Source organism: Bradyrhizobium quebecense (genome assembly GCF_013373795.3).
Lineage (GTDB): Bacteria > Pseudomonadota > Alphaproteobacteria > Rhizobiales > Xanthobacteraceae > Bradyrhizobium > Bradyrhizobium quebecense.
In genome coordinates, this window is the sequence record NZ_CP088022.1 from 8,067,501 (window position 1) to 8,081,965 (window position 14,465).

General features: G+C 64.8%; 15 protein-coding genes (1 of these 15 only partly in view). 4 read left to right on the forward strand and 11 right to left on the reverse strand.

Going from position 1 to position 14,465, the window contains the following annotated elements; translation table 11 throughout:
- Positions 1-500, reverse strand: partial view of a TRAP transporter substrate-binding protein gene (locus tag HU230_RS38420; protein ID WP_176533760.1) — the beginning only. 589 nt of this gene lie to the left of the window's left edge; 500 of the gene's 1,089 nt are visible here — the first part of the coding sequence; the start codon lies at positions 498-500; the stop codon falls past the left edge of the window.
- 296 nt (positions 501-796) lie between these two features.
- On the opposite strand from HU230_RS38420, the gene HU230_RS38425 reads away from it, so the two are divergent.
- Positions 797-1,882 (forward strand): NAD-dependent epimerase/dehydratase family protein, encoded by a 1,086-nt coding sequence (locus HU230_RS38425; RefSeq protein ID WP_176533759.1) that lies wholly within the window; start codon positions 797-799, stop codon positions 1,880-1,882.
- A 212-nt stretch (positions 1,883-2,094) separates the two neighbouring features.
- Here the strand turns inward: HU230_RS38425 and HU230_RS38430 are convergent, their stop codons facing one another.
- From HU230_RS38430 to HU230_RS38450, 5 genes are all read right to left on the reverse strand, one after another.
- Positions 2,095-3,402 (reverse strand): NAD(P)H-dependent oxidoreductase, encoded by a 1,308-nt coding sequence (locus tag HU230_RS38430; protein WP_176533758.1) that lies wholly within the window; start codon positions 3,400-3,402, stop codon positions 2,095-2,097.
- 150 nt (positions 3,403-3,552) lie between these two features.
- Positions 3,553-4,353, reverse strand: a complete 801-nt coding sequence (locus HU230_RS38435; protein WP_176533757.1) for a phytanoyl-CoA dioxygenase family protein — start codon at positions 4,351-4,353, stop codon at positions 3,553-3,555.
- Between the two features lie 55 nt (positions 4,354-4,408).
- On the reverse strand, positions 4,409-5,083 hold the full coding sequence (locus HU230_RS38440; protein WP_176533756.1) for a GntR family transcriptional regulator: 675 nt from the start codon (positions 5,081-5,083) through the stop codon (positions 4,409-4,411).
- Between the two features lie 298 nt (positions 5,084-5,381).
- On the reverse strand, positions 5,382-6,632 hold the full coding sequence (locus tag HU230_RS38445; RefSeq protein WP_176533755.1) for a M20/M25/M40 family metallo-hydrolase: 1,251 nt from the start codon (positions 6,630-6,632) through the stop codon (positions 5,382-5,384).
- Between the two features lie 64 nt (positions 6,633-6,696).
- Complete coding sequence (locus HU230_RS38450; RefSeq protein ID WP_176533754.1) at positions 6,697-7,563, reverse strand: sigma-70 family RNA polymerase sigma factor; 867 nt, start codon at positions 7,561-7,563, stop codon at positions 6,697-6,699.
- Between the two features lie 110 nt (positions 7,564-7,673).
- On the opposite strand from HU230_RS38450, the gene HU230_RS38455 reads away from it, so the two are divergent.
- Positions 7,674-8,129 carry a carboxymuconolactone decarboxylase family protein gene (locus tag HU230_RS38455; RefSeq protein WP_176535226.1) on the forward strand — a complete coding sequence of 152 codons (456 nt, stop codon included), beginning with the start codon at positions 7,674-7,676 and terminating at the stop codon, positions 8,127-8,129.
- A gap of 88 nt (positions 8,130-8,217) precedes the next feature.
- Positions 8,218-9,741 carry an IS4 family transposase gene (locus HU230_RS38460; protein ID WP_224944015.1) on the forward strand — a complete coding sequence of 508 codons (1,524 nt, stop codon included), beginning with the start codon at positions 8,218-8,220 and terminating at the stop codon, positions 9,739-9,741.
- A 46-nt stretch (positions 9,742-9,787) separates the two neighbouring features.
- Here the strand turns inward: HU230_RS38460 and HU230_RS38465 are convergent, their stop codons facing one another.
- Complete coding sequence (locus tag HU230_RS38465) at positions 9,788-10,597, reverse strand: alpha/beta fold hydrolase (protein ID WP_176533753.1); 810 nt, start codon at positions 10,595-10,597, stop codon at positions 9,788-9,790.
- Between the two features lie 155 nt (positions 10,598-10,752).
- Here HU230_RS38465 and HU230_RS38470 point away from each other — a divergent pair, with 155 nt between their 5' ends.
- Entirely contained in the window at positions 10,753-11,295 is a 543-nt protein-coding gene (locus HU230_RS38470; protein ID WP_176533752.1) for a methylated-DNA--[protein]-cysteine S-methyltransferase, read from the forward strand.
- A gap of 199 nt (positions 11,296-11,494) precedes the next feature.
- Here HU230_RS38470 and HU230_RS38475 read toward each other — a convergent pair whose 3' ends face one another.
- The 4 genes from HU230_RS38475 to HU230_RS38490 form a co-directional block, all read right to left on the reverse strand.
- The gene (locus HU230_RS38475; RefSeq protein ID WP_176533751.1) at positions 11,495-12,364 is read right to left on the reverse strand and encodes an MBL fold metallo-hydrolase; all 870 of its coding nucleotides are present in this window, start codon (positions 12,362-12,364) and stop codon (positions 11,495-11,497) included.
- Positions 12,365-12,436: 72 nt separating this feature from the next.
- Positions 12,437-12,637, reverse strand: a complete 201-nt coding sequence (locus HU230_RS38480) for a hypothetical protein (RefSeq protein WP_176528449.1) — start codon at positions 12,635-12,637, stop codon at positions 12,437-12,439.
- 114 nt (positions 12,638-12,751) lie between these two features.
- Positions 12,752-13,366, reverse strand: a complete 615-nt coding sequence (locus HU230_RS38485) for a glutathione S-transferase family protein (protein ID WP_176533750.1) — start codon at positions 13,364-13,366, stop codon at positions 12,752-12,754.
- Between the two features lie 177 nt (positions 13,367-13,543).
- Positions 13,544-14,386 (reverse strand): fumarylacetoacetate hydrolase family protein, encoded by an 843-nt coding sequence (locus HU230_RS38490; RefSeq protein WP_176533749.1) that lies wholly within the window; start codon positions 14,384-14,386, stop codon positions 13,544-13,546.
- Positions 14,387-14,465: the final 79 nt, after the last annotated feature.

Below are 14,465 nucleotides of genomic sequence, written 5' to 3' on the forward strand. Positions count from 1 at the left end.
ATTGACTTGATCTCCTTCCGGAACCAGCCGCCCATCTGGGCGCCGGTCGAGCCGGTCGGAATGCCGACGCAGTTGTATTCCGCAAGCAGGTTGTTGATCAGATCGCTGCCGCCGCCCCATTGCAGCCAGGAAATATGCTGGCGCGTGTTGAGGCCGAATGGCAGCGAGGTGCCGAAGGTGAACGCGGGATTCTTGCCCCAGTAATAATACAGCGCGGTGTTGCCCATCTCCACCGTGCCGTTGGAAACGGCGTCCAGCACCTGCAGGCCTGGCACGATCTCGCCGGCGGCGAAGGACTGGATCTGGAAACGGTTGTCGGTGATTTCGGCGACGCGCTTGCAGAAGAATTCACAGCCGCCGTAGAGCGTATCGAGCGCCTTCGGCCAGCTTGCCGCGAGCCGCCACCTGACCTCCGGCATCGATTGCGCGACCGCGGGCGCAGCCACCGCCGTCGCAGCCAGCCCGACGCCGCCTGCCCTCAAGAAATCACGACGCTTCATGCGTATTCCTCCTGTGTGCCGATGCCTCGACAAGGGGAACGATCTTGATGCCGTCTTCCTTCGCCGATCGATCGACGTTGCTGTGGTGATGTGTCCGGTGGCCCTCGACGGGCTCTTGTGTGTGGAATCCGAGCTTTCGGTTCCGCTGGTCAGGATGATCGTTTGCCGGAGGAAATCAAGCGTCCGCCTTCGTTGCAGCTGCGAAGGAAAATCGGCGCTGTTGGTCTCATCTGATACCTGTCGGTCTTGCCGTGATCTGCTAGGCAGGGCAGGTGAGTTGATGGGAGTTCAAGGACATGGCCAACAAGAAAGTCGTGGTCGCCGGCGCGACGGGCCTCGTGGGCAACGCCGCCTTGCGACACTTCGGCGCATCCGGCGAGTGCGAGCGCGTTGCGCTGTCGCGCCGCAAGCCGCGCGATCTCTACGGTGCGCAGCATGTGCGGATCGACCTCACCAGCGCCGAGGATTGCCGCCGCGCCGCGGCCGAGCTCGCTGGCGCAACGCACCTGATCTATGCCGCGCTCTATGAAGCGCCGAGCCTGGTCGATGGCTGGCGCGATGCCGGGCAGATCGAAACCAACGACCGCATGCTGCGCAACCTGATGGGCGTGCTCGAGCCCGTCGCGCCTGATCTCAAGCATGTCGCGCTCTTGCAGGGTACCAAGGCCTATGGCGTGCATGTCCGGCCGCTCACGGTGCCGGCGCGCGAGGGCCGCTCGGAAATGTACGAGCAGCCGAATTTCTATTGGGCGCAGGAGAATTTCCTGCGTGAGCTGCAACGCGGCAAGAGCTGGCACTGGAGCATCCTGCGTCCGGTGCTGATCATCGGCGAAGCCATGGGCGGTGCGATGGATTTGATCCCGCCGCTCGGCGTCTATGCGGCGGTGTTGCGCGCGCAGGGCAGGCCGCTCGATTATCCCGGCGGTGCGCCGCGCGTCGCGCAGGCGGTCGACGTCGATCTCTTGGCGCGCGCGATCGCCTGGTCGGGCGATGCCAAGGCCGCACGCAATGAAGCCTTCAACGTCACCAACGGCGACGTCTTCACCTGGGAAAATATCTGGCCCGCGGTATCGGATGCGCTCGAGATGACGCCGGGCCGGCATGTGCCGCTCTCGCTGGCGCAGGAGTATCCGAAATGGATCCCGCTGTGGGACGAGCTGCGCAGGAAGCACGACCTGATCGCGCCGGGCTTGGAAGAGTTCGTCGGCCTGTCGTTTCAATATGCCGATTACAGCATGCGCTACGGGCAGACTGAATCCGGTCCACCCTCGATCGTTTCGACCGTGAAGATCAACCAGGCCGGCTTCACCGAGATGATGGATACCGAAGCGATGTTCCGCAAATGGTTCAAGCTAGCGAAAGCGCGCCGGCTGCTGCCGTGAGCCGATCGGGCACCGCTCTCTCGTCTCCCTCGCCCCGCGCTTGCGGGGAGAGGGCGGGGTGAGGGGCATCCATCCGGCGAGCACTTCGCTGCTTGTTGAGCAGCGTGCTTCGCCCCTCACCCGGATCGCATCTGCGATGCGATCCGACCTCTCCCCGCAAAAGAGCGGGGAGAGGTGAAAAAACTCTGCGTTTGAGCTAACGGCAGGAAACGCTAGCGCGAGAACGCCTTCTCCATCGCCTTGCGCGTCTTGATCGTGTCGTTGCTCTCGTCGACCTCGACGTCGCTCCAGCGCACGACAGCGCCATGGGCGATGTCGTTCTTCAGCTTGACGCGATGCGCGATCCCGATCGGCAATGCGCCGGCGGCGAGGCTGGCGGAGGCGGGCATCAGCTTGCCCCATACCGTGTAGCCGCCTTCGCCGTCGAGCATCTCGCCGGCACGCAGATTGCGCTTCGCCACCGCTGCGACGTCGCCGCGGAAGCCGCGCGGCTGCCCGGTCGGCTCGTTGCGCAGCGCCGCCGACAGGACGGAAATATTCAGCTCGAGCCCGATCAGATGATACGGCTTGTACATCGCCGCATAGCGGCCCGACGCATCGGTCTTGAGGCCGTATTGCTTGAAGCAATCGGCGGCATAATCGTTCGGTGCCTCCAGCACCACATAGACGCCCCAGCGCAAATCACGAAACACCGGACGGCCGTCGCGTTCCAGCGACGATACCACCTCGACGATTCCGGATTTCTCCAGCACGCCGCCCTTGTCGCGCGGCCGCATCACATGCGGCAGGTCGTCGACGCCGCAGGGCGGAAACAGCAAGCCCTCCGAGGGCACGTCGAGCGTGCAGGCATTGGCGATCGCCGCCATCTCGATCGCTGATTTGGTGCCGTCGAGGAAGGAGTTGAACATCTGCGGGTTCATGCCGGCGGATTGCGCCTCCCCGGCGGTGAGCCCGTAATGCTGCCACACGCCTGCCGGCGTCACGTCGTGATAGGCGGGCAGGTATTTCGTGCCCTTGCCGGCAGCGACGACGCGGAATCCCGTCGCGCGCGCCCAATCGACCATCTCCGCCGTCAGCGCCGGCTGGTCGCCATAGGCGAGCGAATAGACCACGCCGGCCTTGCGCGCCTCCTCGGCGAGCAGCGGGCCGACCAGCACATCGGCCTCGACATTGACCATCACGACATGCTTGCCGGCGGCGATCGCCGCGCGGGCATGGCGGATGCCGACCGCGGGATTGCCGGTGGCTTCCACCACGACGTCGAACGCGCCGCCTGCGATCGCGCGCGCACCGTCGTCGGTAAAGGTTGTCGCGCCGATCCGCGCATCGTCCCAGCCGACCGTGCGGCACGCCTCGCGCGCACGGTCGCGGTCGAGATCGACGATCACCGGCACCTCGAGCCCCGGCGTGTGCGGCACCTGCGACAGGAACATAGAGCCGAATTTTCCGGCGCCGATCAGGACGACGCGAACCGGCTTGCCGGCGGCGGCGCGGGTTTTGAGGAGGTGATGCAGGTTCATGATGGGTGTCCGAGGTGTAGCGCAGCTCCCTGGATTTCCGTCATGGCCGGGCTTGTCCCGGCCATCCACGTCTTCGGTGCCGCGAGCATGTTAAGACGTGGATGCCCGGGACAAGCCCGGCCATGACGACGTTTGGGGGTAGGCGTCAGTCTACTCCGCTGCCTGCCGCGGCGCACGGGCGAGCCGCAGCAGCGCGTCGTCGGCAACCGTCTGGATCGGTGTGAAGTCGCGGTGCGCGATGTAGTCGGGCCGCGTCGGGGTACGGATGTAGTTCGAGACCGCGTTCAGCGTCAAATAGACGATCTTGCGCGGGTAGGGCGTGATGTTGCCGCTCGAGCCGTGCACCAGATTGCCGTGGAACATCAGCATGCCGCCGGGCTTGCCGGTCGGCGCGACGATGCCGCCCTGCTTCACGAGCCGCGTCACCGTCTCTTCGTCCAGCGTCCACAGTGGGTAGGACGTGGTTTCGAGATCGTGCGACGCCTTCAGGTCGCCCGCGGTCTGGCTCTGCGGCACCAGCATCAGCGGGCCGTTGATCGGCATCACCTCGTCGAGGAAGATCGCGATGTTCATTGCGCGCGGCTCCGGCATGCCGTCGTCACGCTTCCAGGTGCCGTAATCCTGGTGCCACTGCCAGACGTCGCCGGTGAAGGCCGCCTTCGCGTTGATCTTGAACTGATGCATGTAGACCTTCTCACCGAACAGCTGCTCGATGGGGTCGATCATGCGCGGATGCGCGCCGAGGAGGCCGAACGCCTCGTTGTAGAGATGCGCGGCAAAGGCCGTGCGCGGCGCGCCGCTCTTCTCGCGCCACACCTCGGGGCGGTTGGCGTCATAGATCGAGACCGCCTCGCGTGCGAGGAAATCGACCTCTTCCTGGCTGAACAGCTCGGGCAGGAACAGCCAGCCTTCGCGATGGAAAAATTCGATCTGCTCCGGCGTCAGTTTCATGGTGCTTTCCTCCTTTGATTATTGGTTTTCGTTCTTGGCGCCGTGACGGTCCTGCTCACGCCGCCACGTCGATCGCCCTCAGCTTCTCTTCGGTCATCTGCCCCGCCGTCTGCGCATGGGCCAACGCGGCGGCCTCAGCGGCGGCGGCGTTGCCGGAGAAAATGTGCGCGGCGATGGTCTCGTGCTCGGTCCAGGCGCTGCCGCGGTAATCGAGCTCGGCGAGCACGGTCGCCATCGAGCGGCGCATATGCGGCCATTGCGGCGCGATCATTTCCTCGATCGCGGTATTGCCGGCCAGCCGATAGATCGCGCTGTGGAAGTCGACGTCGAGCGCGATCAGGCGCGCCAGCGGCGCGTTGTCGTCGATCGCGCGCCCGGCTTCCAGCGCGCCTTCGAGCTGCGTACGTGCCGCGGAATCCTCTTTCACACGCGTCGCGGCAAGCCGTGCCGCCAGCGCATCGATGGCGCCGCGCACTTCATAGAGCTCGCGGATGCGCTGCGGATCGAGCTGCGTCACCTCGAAGCCGCGCTTGCCGCTCTCCGCGACAAGGCCCTGGCGATGCAACAGGTGCAGCGCGTGCGAGATCGGCTGGCGCGAGACGCCGAGCCGATCGGCAAGTTCGTTCTGGGTGATGCGCTGGCCGGGCAGCAGCGTGCGGTCGATGATCGCTTCGAGCAATCGCCCGTAGACCTGGTCGATCAGGTTCGGAAGCGGGTCCAACGGGATCATGCCAACAGTCCAAATTGGAATACAGAATTCCGTGTTCGAAAATGGAGGCTACTGCGGGTTGCAGGAGCGGTCAAGGCGGGAGTTGCGGAAATGCTAAGTGATTGAAATCATGAGGATTTGCAGGGGAAAATTGCGGCGTCCGTTGCGGCTGCAGTCGCGCCTTGGCCACGCAGCGACAAGCGGCACCCCTCCCTGTGCTTCCCCGACTGTTCAGCCCGGGGAGATGGTGGACGGGTGTTCTGAGACATCGTGGACACTTTCGCCAGCTAAGCATGGCGGCTATCGGATGCCGCCCCCGCTACTTCGCCTTGCCAAGCTCCATCAGGATCCGCGTCATCAGATAGAGCCGCGGCACGATCGAGTTGGTGTCGATGTATTCGTCGCGCGCGTGATAGCCCCAGCCGGCGAGGCCGAAGCTTTCGACCACGGTGGCCTTGCCGCTGCGCGCGGCGTAGCCGGCATCGGTCGCGCCGCCGGTCATCTCCGCGATATCCAGCGTGCGGTCGAGCTCGGCATAGATCGCCTGTCCCTGCTTGGCGAGCGCGCGGCCACGATCGTTCGCGACGAAGGGCGGGCGGCCCGCGGTGACCTTCACGGTTACCTCAGTGTCAGGGATCAGCTTGTCCTTCACCTTTTCGTCGAGCGCCGCCTGCAGCTTTTGTACGCCGTCCGGAATGGTGAGGCGGATGTCGGCGCCGGCGCTGGCGTGATCCGGGATCTGGTTGCGCACGGTGCCGGCCTTCGCGGTGGTCCAGTTCAGCTGCGTGCCTGGGATGGATTTCGCGACGTCCTGGGTCTGCAGCAATTGATGCGCGAGCTCGAGCAGCGCGTTGCGGCCGAGCTGCGGCGCGGCGCCGGCATGCGAGGCCTTGCCCTTCACATCCATCGTGCCGGTCGCGGTGCCGCTGGCGCCGAGCAGCAGGCTTTCGTTCTTGGCCACCGGCGGCGCGACCGTCGGCTCGCAGGACAGCACCACGTCGTGCTGGTCGGCGAGCTCGGCGATGACCTCGCCCGAGCCGATCGAGCCGACCTCTTCATCCGGGTTGAACGATACCGTGAGTTTTGCGTAGTCGTGCCAGCCCGCATCGTTCAGGATCTTGAGCGAATGCAGGATGACGGCGATGCCGCCCTTGTCGTCGGCAATGCCGGGCCCGTAGATCCTGTTGCCGTCGACCTTGTAGGGCTGGGTGTCGAGGATGCCGTGCTCATAGACCGTATCCATATGCGCGATCAGCATCAGCTTCTTGCTGCCGGTACCTTCGAAGGTGCCGATCACCATGTCGGCGCCGGCGCCCTTCGTGGTCTTGCGCCGCTCGGTCCTGGCGCCGAGCGCCTTCAGCCGCGCTTCGGTGTAGTCGGCCATCTTCTTCAGGCCCTCGACGTCGCTGGAGCCCGATTCGATCAACACCATGTCGTGCAGGCTTTCGATCACGGCCGGCTGGGCCTGCTCGGCGGCCGCGCGCAGCTTTTCATCCGCGGCGGCAAAGGCGGAGGCGAAGGCGAGCGAGAACAGACCGGCCGACGCGAGCAATTTGATGGATAGTTTCATGAGTATCCTCCCTGTACAGCGCTGGGAGGACACTAACATCGCAAACCATCTGTCTCCAGCCGCGTCAGGCCTGATCGAGCACCTCGACATCGAGTGTCTCGATCTGCGCGGGCTCGGCGGTCGCATCGATCGCCGCGATCCTGTCGCCTGATATCGTGACCCGCAGCACGATGCGCAGCGCGCCGCCGAAGATGACGGCAACGCCGATCTCGCCGTCGACCAGCGCTGGCTTCGCCGCCTGCGCGCGTCCCTTGAAGCTTTCGGCGACAGCCGCGGCGCCACGGATGACCGGCAGCGAGCCGAGCCGCTGCGCCGCCTGATCGGCGCGTACCACGACGTCGGGCGCCAGCACGGCAAGCAGCCCCTCGAAATCGCCGTTGCGGGACGCTGCGAGGAAGGCCTCGACGATGCCGCGCTGCCGGCTGAGATCGGCATCCGGCGCGGGCGGCGCGCCCTGCACGCGGCGTCTGGCGCGGCTCGCCAGTTGCCGCGCGGCGGCCGGCGTGCGTCCGACGATCGGCGCGATCTCCTCGAACGGCACCGCGAACATGTCGTGCAGCACGAAAGCCAGCCGCTCGGCCGGCGCCAGCGTCTCCAGCACCACGAGCAGCGCCGCACCGACCGAGTCAGCCATCTCGGTCTCGCGCTCGAACGGATTGTCCGCCATCGGCTCCGGCACGTGCGCACCCATCGGCTCCTCGCGGCGCGACTTGCGCGAGCGCAACATGTCGAGGCAGATCCGCGCGACCACCGTGGTCAGCCAACCCCCGAGATTGTCGACCGTGGCAGCATCGGTGCGGCCGAGCCGCAGCCAGGCCTCCTGCACGGCGTCGTCGACCTCGGCGGTCGAACCCAGCATGCGATAGGCCACGGCCCGCAAGCGCGGCCGGTTGGCCTCGAACTGTTCGGCCAGAAATTCTTTCTCGTCCATCGGTCACATTCCCTTTGTCCGCTCCGTCATGGCCATGACGAACGAAACCAGGCCGATGTGACAGCAGATCGGCATGGCGGCGTCAAAAGGCAAATCAGGAGAGTGAGATGATGAAAGCCCGCATGAACCACCCGGTGATGGTTGTTCCCGATGCGATGAAAGCGCTGCAGGCGCTCAGCGAGAGCACCAAACAGGCTTTGCCGGAAAAGCTGCTCGAGCTGGTCCATCTGCGCGCCAGCCAGATCAATGGCTGCAGCGTCTGCGTCGACATGCACCCGAAGCTTGCCAAGCGTGCCGGCGAGACCGATGAGCGGCTGTTCGCGGTCGGCGCCTGGCGCGACACGCCGTATTTCACCGAAGCCGAGCGCGCCGCGCTGGCGCTGACCGAAGCGGTGACCCGCCTCAGCGACCGCGAGGATCCGGTGACGGACGCGGTGTGGGACGAGGCGGCGAAGCATTTTGACGAGCAGCAGCTCGCGTCGCTGGTGCTGGGGATCGCCGCGATCAATGTCTGGAACCGGCTCAACGTCGCCGTGCGGCAGCCGGTCGGCGCGTGGAAGGTGTAAAGGTCTGTTCTCCCTCTCCCCGTTCTTACGGGGTCGAGACGAGCGAAGCTCGCTCTGAGAGGGTTGGGGTGAGGGGCTCTCTCCGCGAGTGGTGTGCGTGGACGGACCTGTACCCCCTCACCCGGATCGCATCTGCCGATGCGATCCGACCTCTCCCCGCAAGCGGCTATCGCATTCACACATCTGGGTTGCGATTAGCGGTAAAGCGGGATTCTCTATCGGTAGGCAAGCCGGTGGAGGTTTTGATGGCCGGGGTGGCATATGGACTGGGACGATTTGGCGATCGTCGCCTGGAAAAAGGGGGGCGCGGCTGCATGCGGCGCTGGTGGCCCGGCCTGGCTCGTGCATCCGCCGCCTCGGTGAGGACCGTGCGGGCGAGATGCAGTTTCGCCGGCTTCTTCACAATCCGTCGGTGACGGCCGCAGAGATGTCACGGCATGCCGGAGACCTCACCGGGCAGCGAGCGGCTGGTCGGCATGTTGTTGTCGCACAGGACACGTCGGAATTGATCTTGGGCGGCCGGCGGTCGCGACAATGCTACGGACCGGTCGCCAAAGGCAATGCCGCGGGTTTGTTGCTGCATGTGGCACTGGCGGTAGAGGCCGAGACGCAAGGGTTGCTCGGTCTGGTCTCGATGCAGGTCTGGAACCGTAACCGAGAGGAGTTGGCACCACGGCGCAAGCGGGCGACGGCGGCTAAGGAATCGCAACGATGGATCGAGAGCAGCGAACGGGCGGGTGAGGTACTGGCTGCGGCGGCCAGCGTCACGATGGTATCGGACCGCGAAAGCGACTTTTACGAACTGTTCGTGAAGCGTCCGCAAAACGTCGAATTGGTTGTGAGGGCCTGCCAGAATCGGCGGATCGAGGGGTCCGAAGAAGACCCGGATTTGCTGTTCACCTTCATCGACGCCCAGGCCGAACAAGGGCGCGTTGCCATGACGGTCCCCGCCGCACCAGGACGGCGCGCGCGCGATACCGAGTTCGCAGTGCGCTTCGCGCCGGTGGCCGTATGCCGGCCGCTCCATGGAGCCGATCCGACGTTGCCCGAGACGGTTCACCTGACGCTGGTCGATGTCCGCGAGGTATCGGAGCCGAAAGACGGTAGCGCACCTGTGCATTGGCGGCTTTTGACTACCCACGCTGTCGCTACATTGAACGACGCGCGTCAAGTGGTCGGCTTCTACCGGACGCGTTGGGTGATCGAGGAGTTCTTCCGTACGCTCAAGACGGCAGGCTTCGATATAGAGGAAGCCGATATCGGCGACCCGCAGGCCATGATCAACTTCGTCGCTGCTGCAGCCGTTGCGGCCATCACCATCAAGCAACTCGTCCAGGCCCGCGACGGCAACACGGATCAGCTCCTGAGCGATGCCTTCGAGCCGGACGACCAACCCATCCTCGAAGCCGTCTCCGCCCGGCTCGAAGGCAAGACCGAGCGGCAACGCAATCCGCACCCGAAGGGATCCCTGGCCTTTGTCGCTTGGGTCATCGCACGCCTCGGCGGCTGGACCGGCTACTACGGCAAGCCGGGTCCCAAAGTCATCCGCATCGGCCTTGCCAAGTTCCACGCCATCAAATACGGCGCCAATCTAAGGCTTCAGAATGTGTGAATCTGATAGCCGCAAGCGGGGCGAGGTGAAGAGGTGTACCGCCGCCTCAGCTCGCCAAGAAATCCAGCACGATCTCGCAATAGCGCTGCGGGGCCTGCTCGAACATCGGGTGCGTGGTGCCCGGGATCATCTCGGTGCGCGCGCCCTTCACATTGGCGGCAAGCGCGTGCAGCACCTTCGGCAGAATGCCCTTGGTGTTGGCGCCGCCGATGAACAGCGTCGGCGTCCTGATCGCCTCCGCGTCGGCCTTCGAGAACGGCGGGCGCTGGTCGCGGGTCTGGCCGAGCAGGGTGGTCGCGTTGTCGCGCAACAGCTGCTTGGATGTCGCCGGAATCCGCTTCCAGGCGCCGGGCCCTTCGAGCGCGTCCATGAAGATCTGCAAGCCGCCGTCGATGTCGCCCTTGGCGATTTCTGCGGCACACGCCGCAAAGCGCGCCGCCAGCGGCGAGGGGCCCGGCTTGAAATTCGGATCGAGGGTTGCGTCGAGCTCGCCGCCGGGCTCGGCGAGGATCAGCTTGCGCAGCAGGTCCGGCCGGCGCTGCGCGACGCGGAAGCAGATATGGCCGCCGCGGGAATGCCCCATCAGGTCGACCGGCCTTGTGTCGAATGTCTCGATGAAGGCGATGACGTCGTCGACATGCTGCGCGATCGAATAGGTGTCGCCAACGCCGTCCCAATGCGCCGGGAAGAAATGCCGCAGGCTGACCGCGATCACCCGATGCCGCCGCGTCAGCGGGCCGAGCACCGCCGACCAGATCCGGAAATCGCACAGCGAGCCGTGCACGCAGACCAGCGGCGGGCCCTCTCCGATATCGAGATAAGGCATGTCGAAACCGTTGACGTGGAGGCTGTGCATTTGGAGGCTCGCGCAGGGGAGGAGATGTTGTTGATTTAGCCCAAGTTCCCACGGAATTCGGGTGGATAGCAACATTCTCCAAGCCTAGATTTCAGATCAGCAACAGGCTCGAATGTGTGAGCCCAAACGATATGAAGGAACATCTGGAGCGAGCCATGACCGGCCAGCATTTTGCAATCTTCGAGACCATGATCGGCGCCTGCGGCGTCGTCTGGGGCGAGCACGGCGTCACCGCCGTACAGCTTCCGATGGGCACCGAGGAGAAGACCCGCAAGCGCATCCTCCAGCGCAACGGCGACGTCACCGAGGCGGCGCCGCCGGCCGAGGTGCAGCACGCGATCGACGGCATGATCGAGCTGCTCGCCGGCAAGCCGAACGACCTCGCCGACATCGTGCTCGATCTCGACGGCGTGCCCGAGTTCAACCGCGGCGTCTACGACATCGCGCGGAAGATTCCGCCGGGCAAGACCGTGACCTATGGCGATATCGCCAAACAGCTCGGCGGCGTCGAGCTGTCGCGCGACGTCGGCCAGGCATTGGGCCGCAACCCGTGCCCGATCGTGGTACCCTGCCACCGGGTGCTGGCAGCCGGCAACAAGCCGGGCGGCTTCTCGGCCAATGGCGGTGTGGTGACCAAGCTGAAGATGCTGCAGATCGAAGGCGCGGTGGTGAACCACACGCCGAGCCTGTTTGATTGAGCGGGGCGCGCTCTTCTTATCCTCCCCTGGAGGGGGAGGATCGGTTCGCATGAAATGCGAACCGAGGTGGGGTGAAGGTCTCTCGTATCGGGTGCTGCCCGTGTTGAGAAATCACCCCACCCCGTCTCACATCTCGCTGCGCTCGCTGTGAGCCGACCCTCCCCCTCCAGGGGAGGGTGGATCGAGCAAGTGGCCTCAGCTACACCGTCTCACACACAAACCCGTTGCCTTTCCGCCTGATCTTGCCGACCGTCGGCGAGGGGAAGTGTGCGGGGCAGCACAGCGTATCGGTGTCGCAATAGCGCTCGAGGAAGCTGCGCCGCGTCTTCGCGGCCAGTGCCGGGTCGACGTCGAACTTCGGCGACAACTCCGGATAGAGCGTCTGGATCGGCGAGTGCATCAAATCGCCGGCAAACACCGCATCATCCTTGCCGCGGCCGAAGGTGAAGGCGACATGACCCGGCGTGTGGCCGGGCGTCGGCAGCACGCGCATATGATCGCCGATCGCAAAATCATTGCCGACCAGTTCGGCCCGCTTGGCTTCGACCACCGGCAGCACGCTGTCGACGAAGGGCGGGACCTCTGCCTTGGCGTTTGTCTCGGTCCAGTAGTCGAACTCGCTCTTGTCGAATACGTAGCGCGCGTTCGGGAAGGTCGGCACCCAGCGGCCGTTCTCGAGCCGCGTGTTCCAGCCGACATGGTCGACATGCAGATGCGTGCACATCACATAGTCGATGTCGCCGACCGAAAAGCCGGCCGCCGCGAGGCCACGTCGATAGTTGTCGTCGGTCTTCATGTTCCAGCTCGGCCGCCCCGGCCGCGGCTTGTCGTTGCCGATGCAGCTGTCGATCAGGATGGTGTGGTGCGGCGTCTTCACGATGTAGGACTGGAACGCCAGGATCAGCGTGTCGCTGTCATCGAGTGCGCCGGCCGCCTTCATCCAGGCGCGGTTCTCCGCGAGCAGCTCCGGTGTCAATCCGGGCAGCATGTCGTGCGCGGGCAGGAACAGGCCTTCCTCCTCGACAATGCGATGAATGGTGAGATCGCCGGCGGCAAATTTCAGGCTCATGGTGATTCCTTGGCGTTGGCGTTTCGAGCGAAGTGGAGTCCGGTTCGCGGGAAGAGAACGCGAAAAAAAATGCTAGTGCGCGTCGCGCACGGCGGGAATGATGATGTTGGCGAGGATGTCCCTTGCCGCAAGGCCTTCCTTCGGTTGGCCGTACCGGGCTGCCGTCGTCATCATCACAAGGTCGAGATCGGGACGAGGGAGGCGGGCAATCGTCCGGCTGTCGTCGCGCTTGGCCGGCGATCCGCAAGGCTGGCTCTGTTGTCCAGCTTTCATGTCGTCGGCTCGCAGAGCTGTGCCAAAGACGGTCGACGCGAGCACAACGCTCGCCGGGACGTTAGAGGCGGGGGGAGACTTCGCGCATCGTCGTTCTCCCCACGCGTAGCCTTGCTACGCCGGCGGCGGCGCCGAGATCTTCACCGAGGGCCGCTCCAGCATTTTCCGGTAGAACGCATCGAGCTTGGGATAGGCCTTGCGCCAGCCGCAGTCGGCAAAGCGGAAATCGGCGTAACCGAGCACGCAGACGAGGCCGATCTGCGCGATGTCGAACGACGCGCCGTTCAGCACGTCCGGCCGGTTCTCGAACCGCGCCATGCCGGCCCAGGCCCTGTTCCAGTGATCGTCATACCAGGCCTGCCACAGCGAGCCCTGCGGCCGCACCATCTTCTCGTAGCGGCACAGCAGCATGGAATCGAGCATGCCGTTGAGCAGCGAATGATCGGTCTTCAGCTGCCAGCGCCGCGGACCGTAGCCGGGGATCAGCCGGCCGCCGCCGATCTCGTTGAGATATTCGACGATGACGTAGGAATCCAAAATGACGTCGCCATGATCGAGGATCAGCACCGGCAGCTTCTTCAGCGGCGAGATCCTGGAGTATTCGTCATTGGCCGTGCCCGGCGCGACGCTGGCCGGCACCAGCTCGATCTTGTCGATCAGGCCAAGCTCGATCGCCGCGACGCGCACCTTGCGGGCGAACGGGGAGGCGGGAGAGAAGGTGAGTTTCATGGTAATGACCTCTTTCCGAGTACACCGCCGTCATCCTGAGGAGCGCGCCATCGGCGCGCGTCTCGAAGGATGGGCAACGACCAATACTATCTCGTCACCCATCCGCTGAGATGACGGTGTGCTGGGCTCATCCTTCGAGACGCCGCTTCGCGGCTCCTCAGGATGACGGACCGGCAACTACGCCGCGACGATTTCCTGGCGCTGCTCGCCGAGGCCTTCGATGCCGAGCGTCACGATGTCGCCGACATTGAGGAAGGTCGGCGGCTTCATGCCCAGGCCGACGCCGGGCGGGGTGCCCGTCGTGATGATATCGCCGGGGAGCAGCGTCATGAACTGCGAGACGTAGGAGATGCATTTCGCCATCGTGAAGATCATGGTCTTGGTCGAGCCGGTCTGGCGGCGCTGACCGTTGACGTCGAGCCACATCGACAGGTTCTGCACGTCGGCGATTTCGTCCTTGGTGGCGAGCCAGGGGCCGACCGGACCGAAGGTGTCGTGCGACTTGCCCTTGGTCCACTGTCCGAGGCGCTCGGTCTGGAAGTTGCGCTCGGAGACGTCGTTGCAGACGCAATAGCCGGCGACGTGGTTGAGCGCGTCGGCTTCCGAGACGTATTTGGCGCGGGTGCCGATGATCGCGGCGATCTCGACCTCCCAGTCCAGCTTGGTCGAGCCGCGCGGCTTCTCGACGGCATCGTTCGGGCCGGACAGCGAGGTATTCGCCTTCATGAAGATGATCGGTTCGGTCGGGATCTGAGCGCCGGTTTCCTTGGCGTGGTCGGAATAGTTCAGGCCGATCGCGACGAATTTGGAGATGCCGGTGACAGGGGCGCCGAAGCGCGGCTTGCCGGAGACGGCGGGCAGGGAGGCGGGATCGAGCGCGGAAAGCTTCTTCAGCGATTCCGGCGTGTAGGCGTCGCCGGTCAGGTCCTTCAGATGGGCCGAGAGATCGCGGAGCTGGCCGGATTTATCGATCAGGCCGGGCTTTTCCGCACCCTTTTCGCCATAACGAACAAGCTTCATGTTGATCACTCCCTACGATGTCTTGAGGATTGTTACTGCTATACCTCGACACGCTTCATGGAACAGCACGCCGGGAAAT

Coding starts and splice junctions, on each gene's coding strand:
- HU230_RS38425 (WP_176533759.1), top strand. CDS start 797: ATGGCCAACAAGAAAGTCGTGGTCGCCGGCGCGACGGGCCTCGTGGGC.
- HU230_RS38430 (WP_176533758.1), bottom strand. CDS start 3,402: ATGAACCTGCATCACCTCCTCAAAACCCGCGCCGCCGCCGGCAAGCCG.
- HU230_RS38435 (WP_176533757.1), bottom strand. CDS start 4,353: ATGAAACTGACGCCGGAGCAGATCGAATTTTTCCATCGCGAAGGCTGG.
- HU230_RS38440 (WP_176533756.1), bottom strand. CDS start 5,083: ATGATCCCGTTGGACCCGCTTCCGAACCTGATCGACCAGGTCTACGGG.
- HU230_RS38445 (WP_176533755.1), bottom strand. CDS start 6,632: ATGAAACTATCCATCAAATTGCTCGCGTCGGCCGGTCTGTTCTCGCTC.
- HU230_RS38450 (WP_176533754.1), bottom strand. CDS start 7,563: ATGGACGAGAAAGAATTTCTGGCCGAACAGTTCGAGGCCAACCGGCCG.
- HU230_RS38455 (WP_176535226.1), top strand. CDS start 7,674: ATGAAAGCCCGCATGAACCACCCGGTGATGGTTGTTCCCGATGCGATG.
- HU230_RS38465 (WP_176533753.1), bottom strand. CDS start 10,597: ATGCACAGCCTCCACGTCAACGGTTTCGACATGCCTTATCTCGATATC.
- HU230_RS38470 (WP_176533752.1), top strand. CDS start 10,753: ATGACCGGCCAGCATTTTGCAATCTTCGAGACCATGATCGGCGCCTGC.
- HU230_RS38475 (WP_176533751.1), bottom strand. CDS start 12,364: ATGAGCCTGAAATTTGCCGCCGGCGATCTCACCATTCATCGCATTGTC.
- HU230_RS38480 (WP_176528449.1), bottom strand. CDS start 12,637: ATGAAAGCTGGACAACAGAGCCAGCCTTGCGGATCGCCGGCCAAGCGC.
- HU230_RS38485 (WP_176533750.1), bottom strand. CDS start 13,366: ATGAAACTCACCTTCTCTCCCGCCTCCCCGTTCGCCCGCAAGGTGCGC.
- HU230_RS38490 (WP_176533749.1), bottom strand. CDS start 14,386: ATGAAGCTTGTTCGTTATGGCGAAAAGGGTGCGGAAAAGCCCGGCCTG.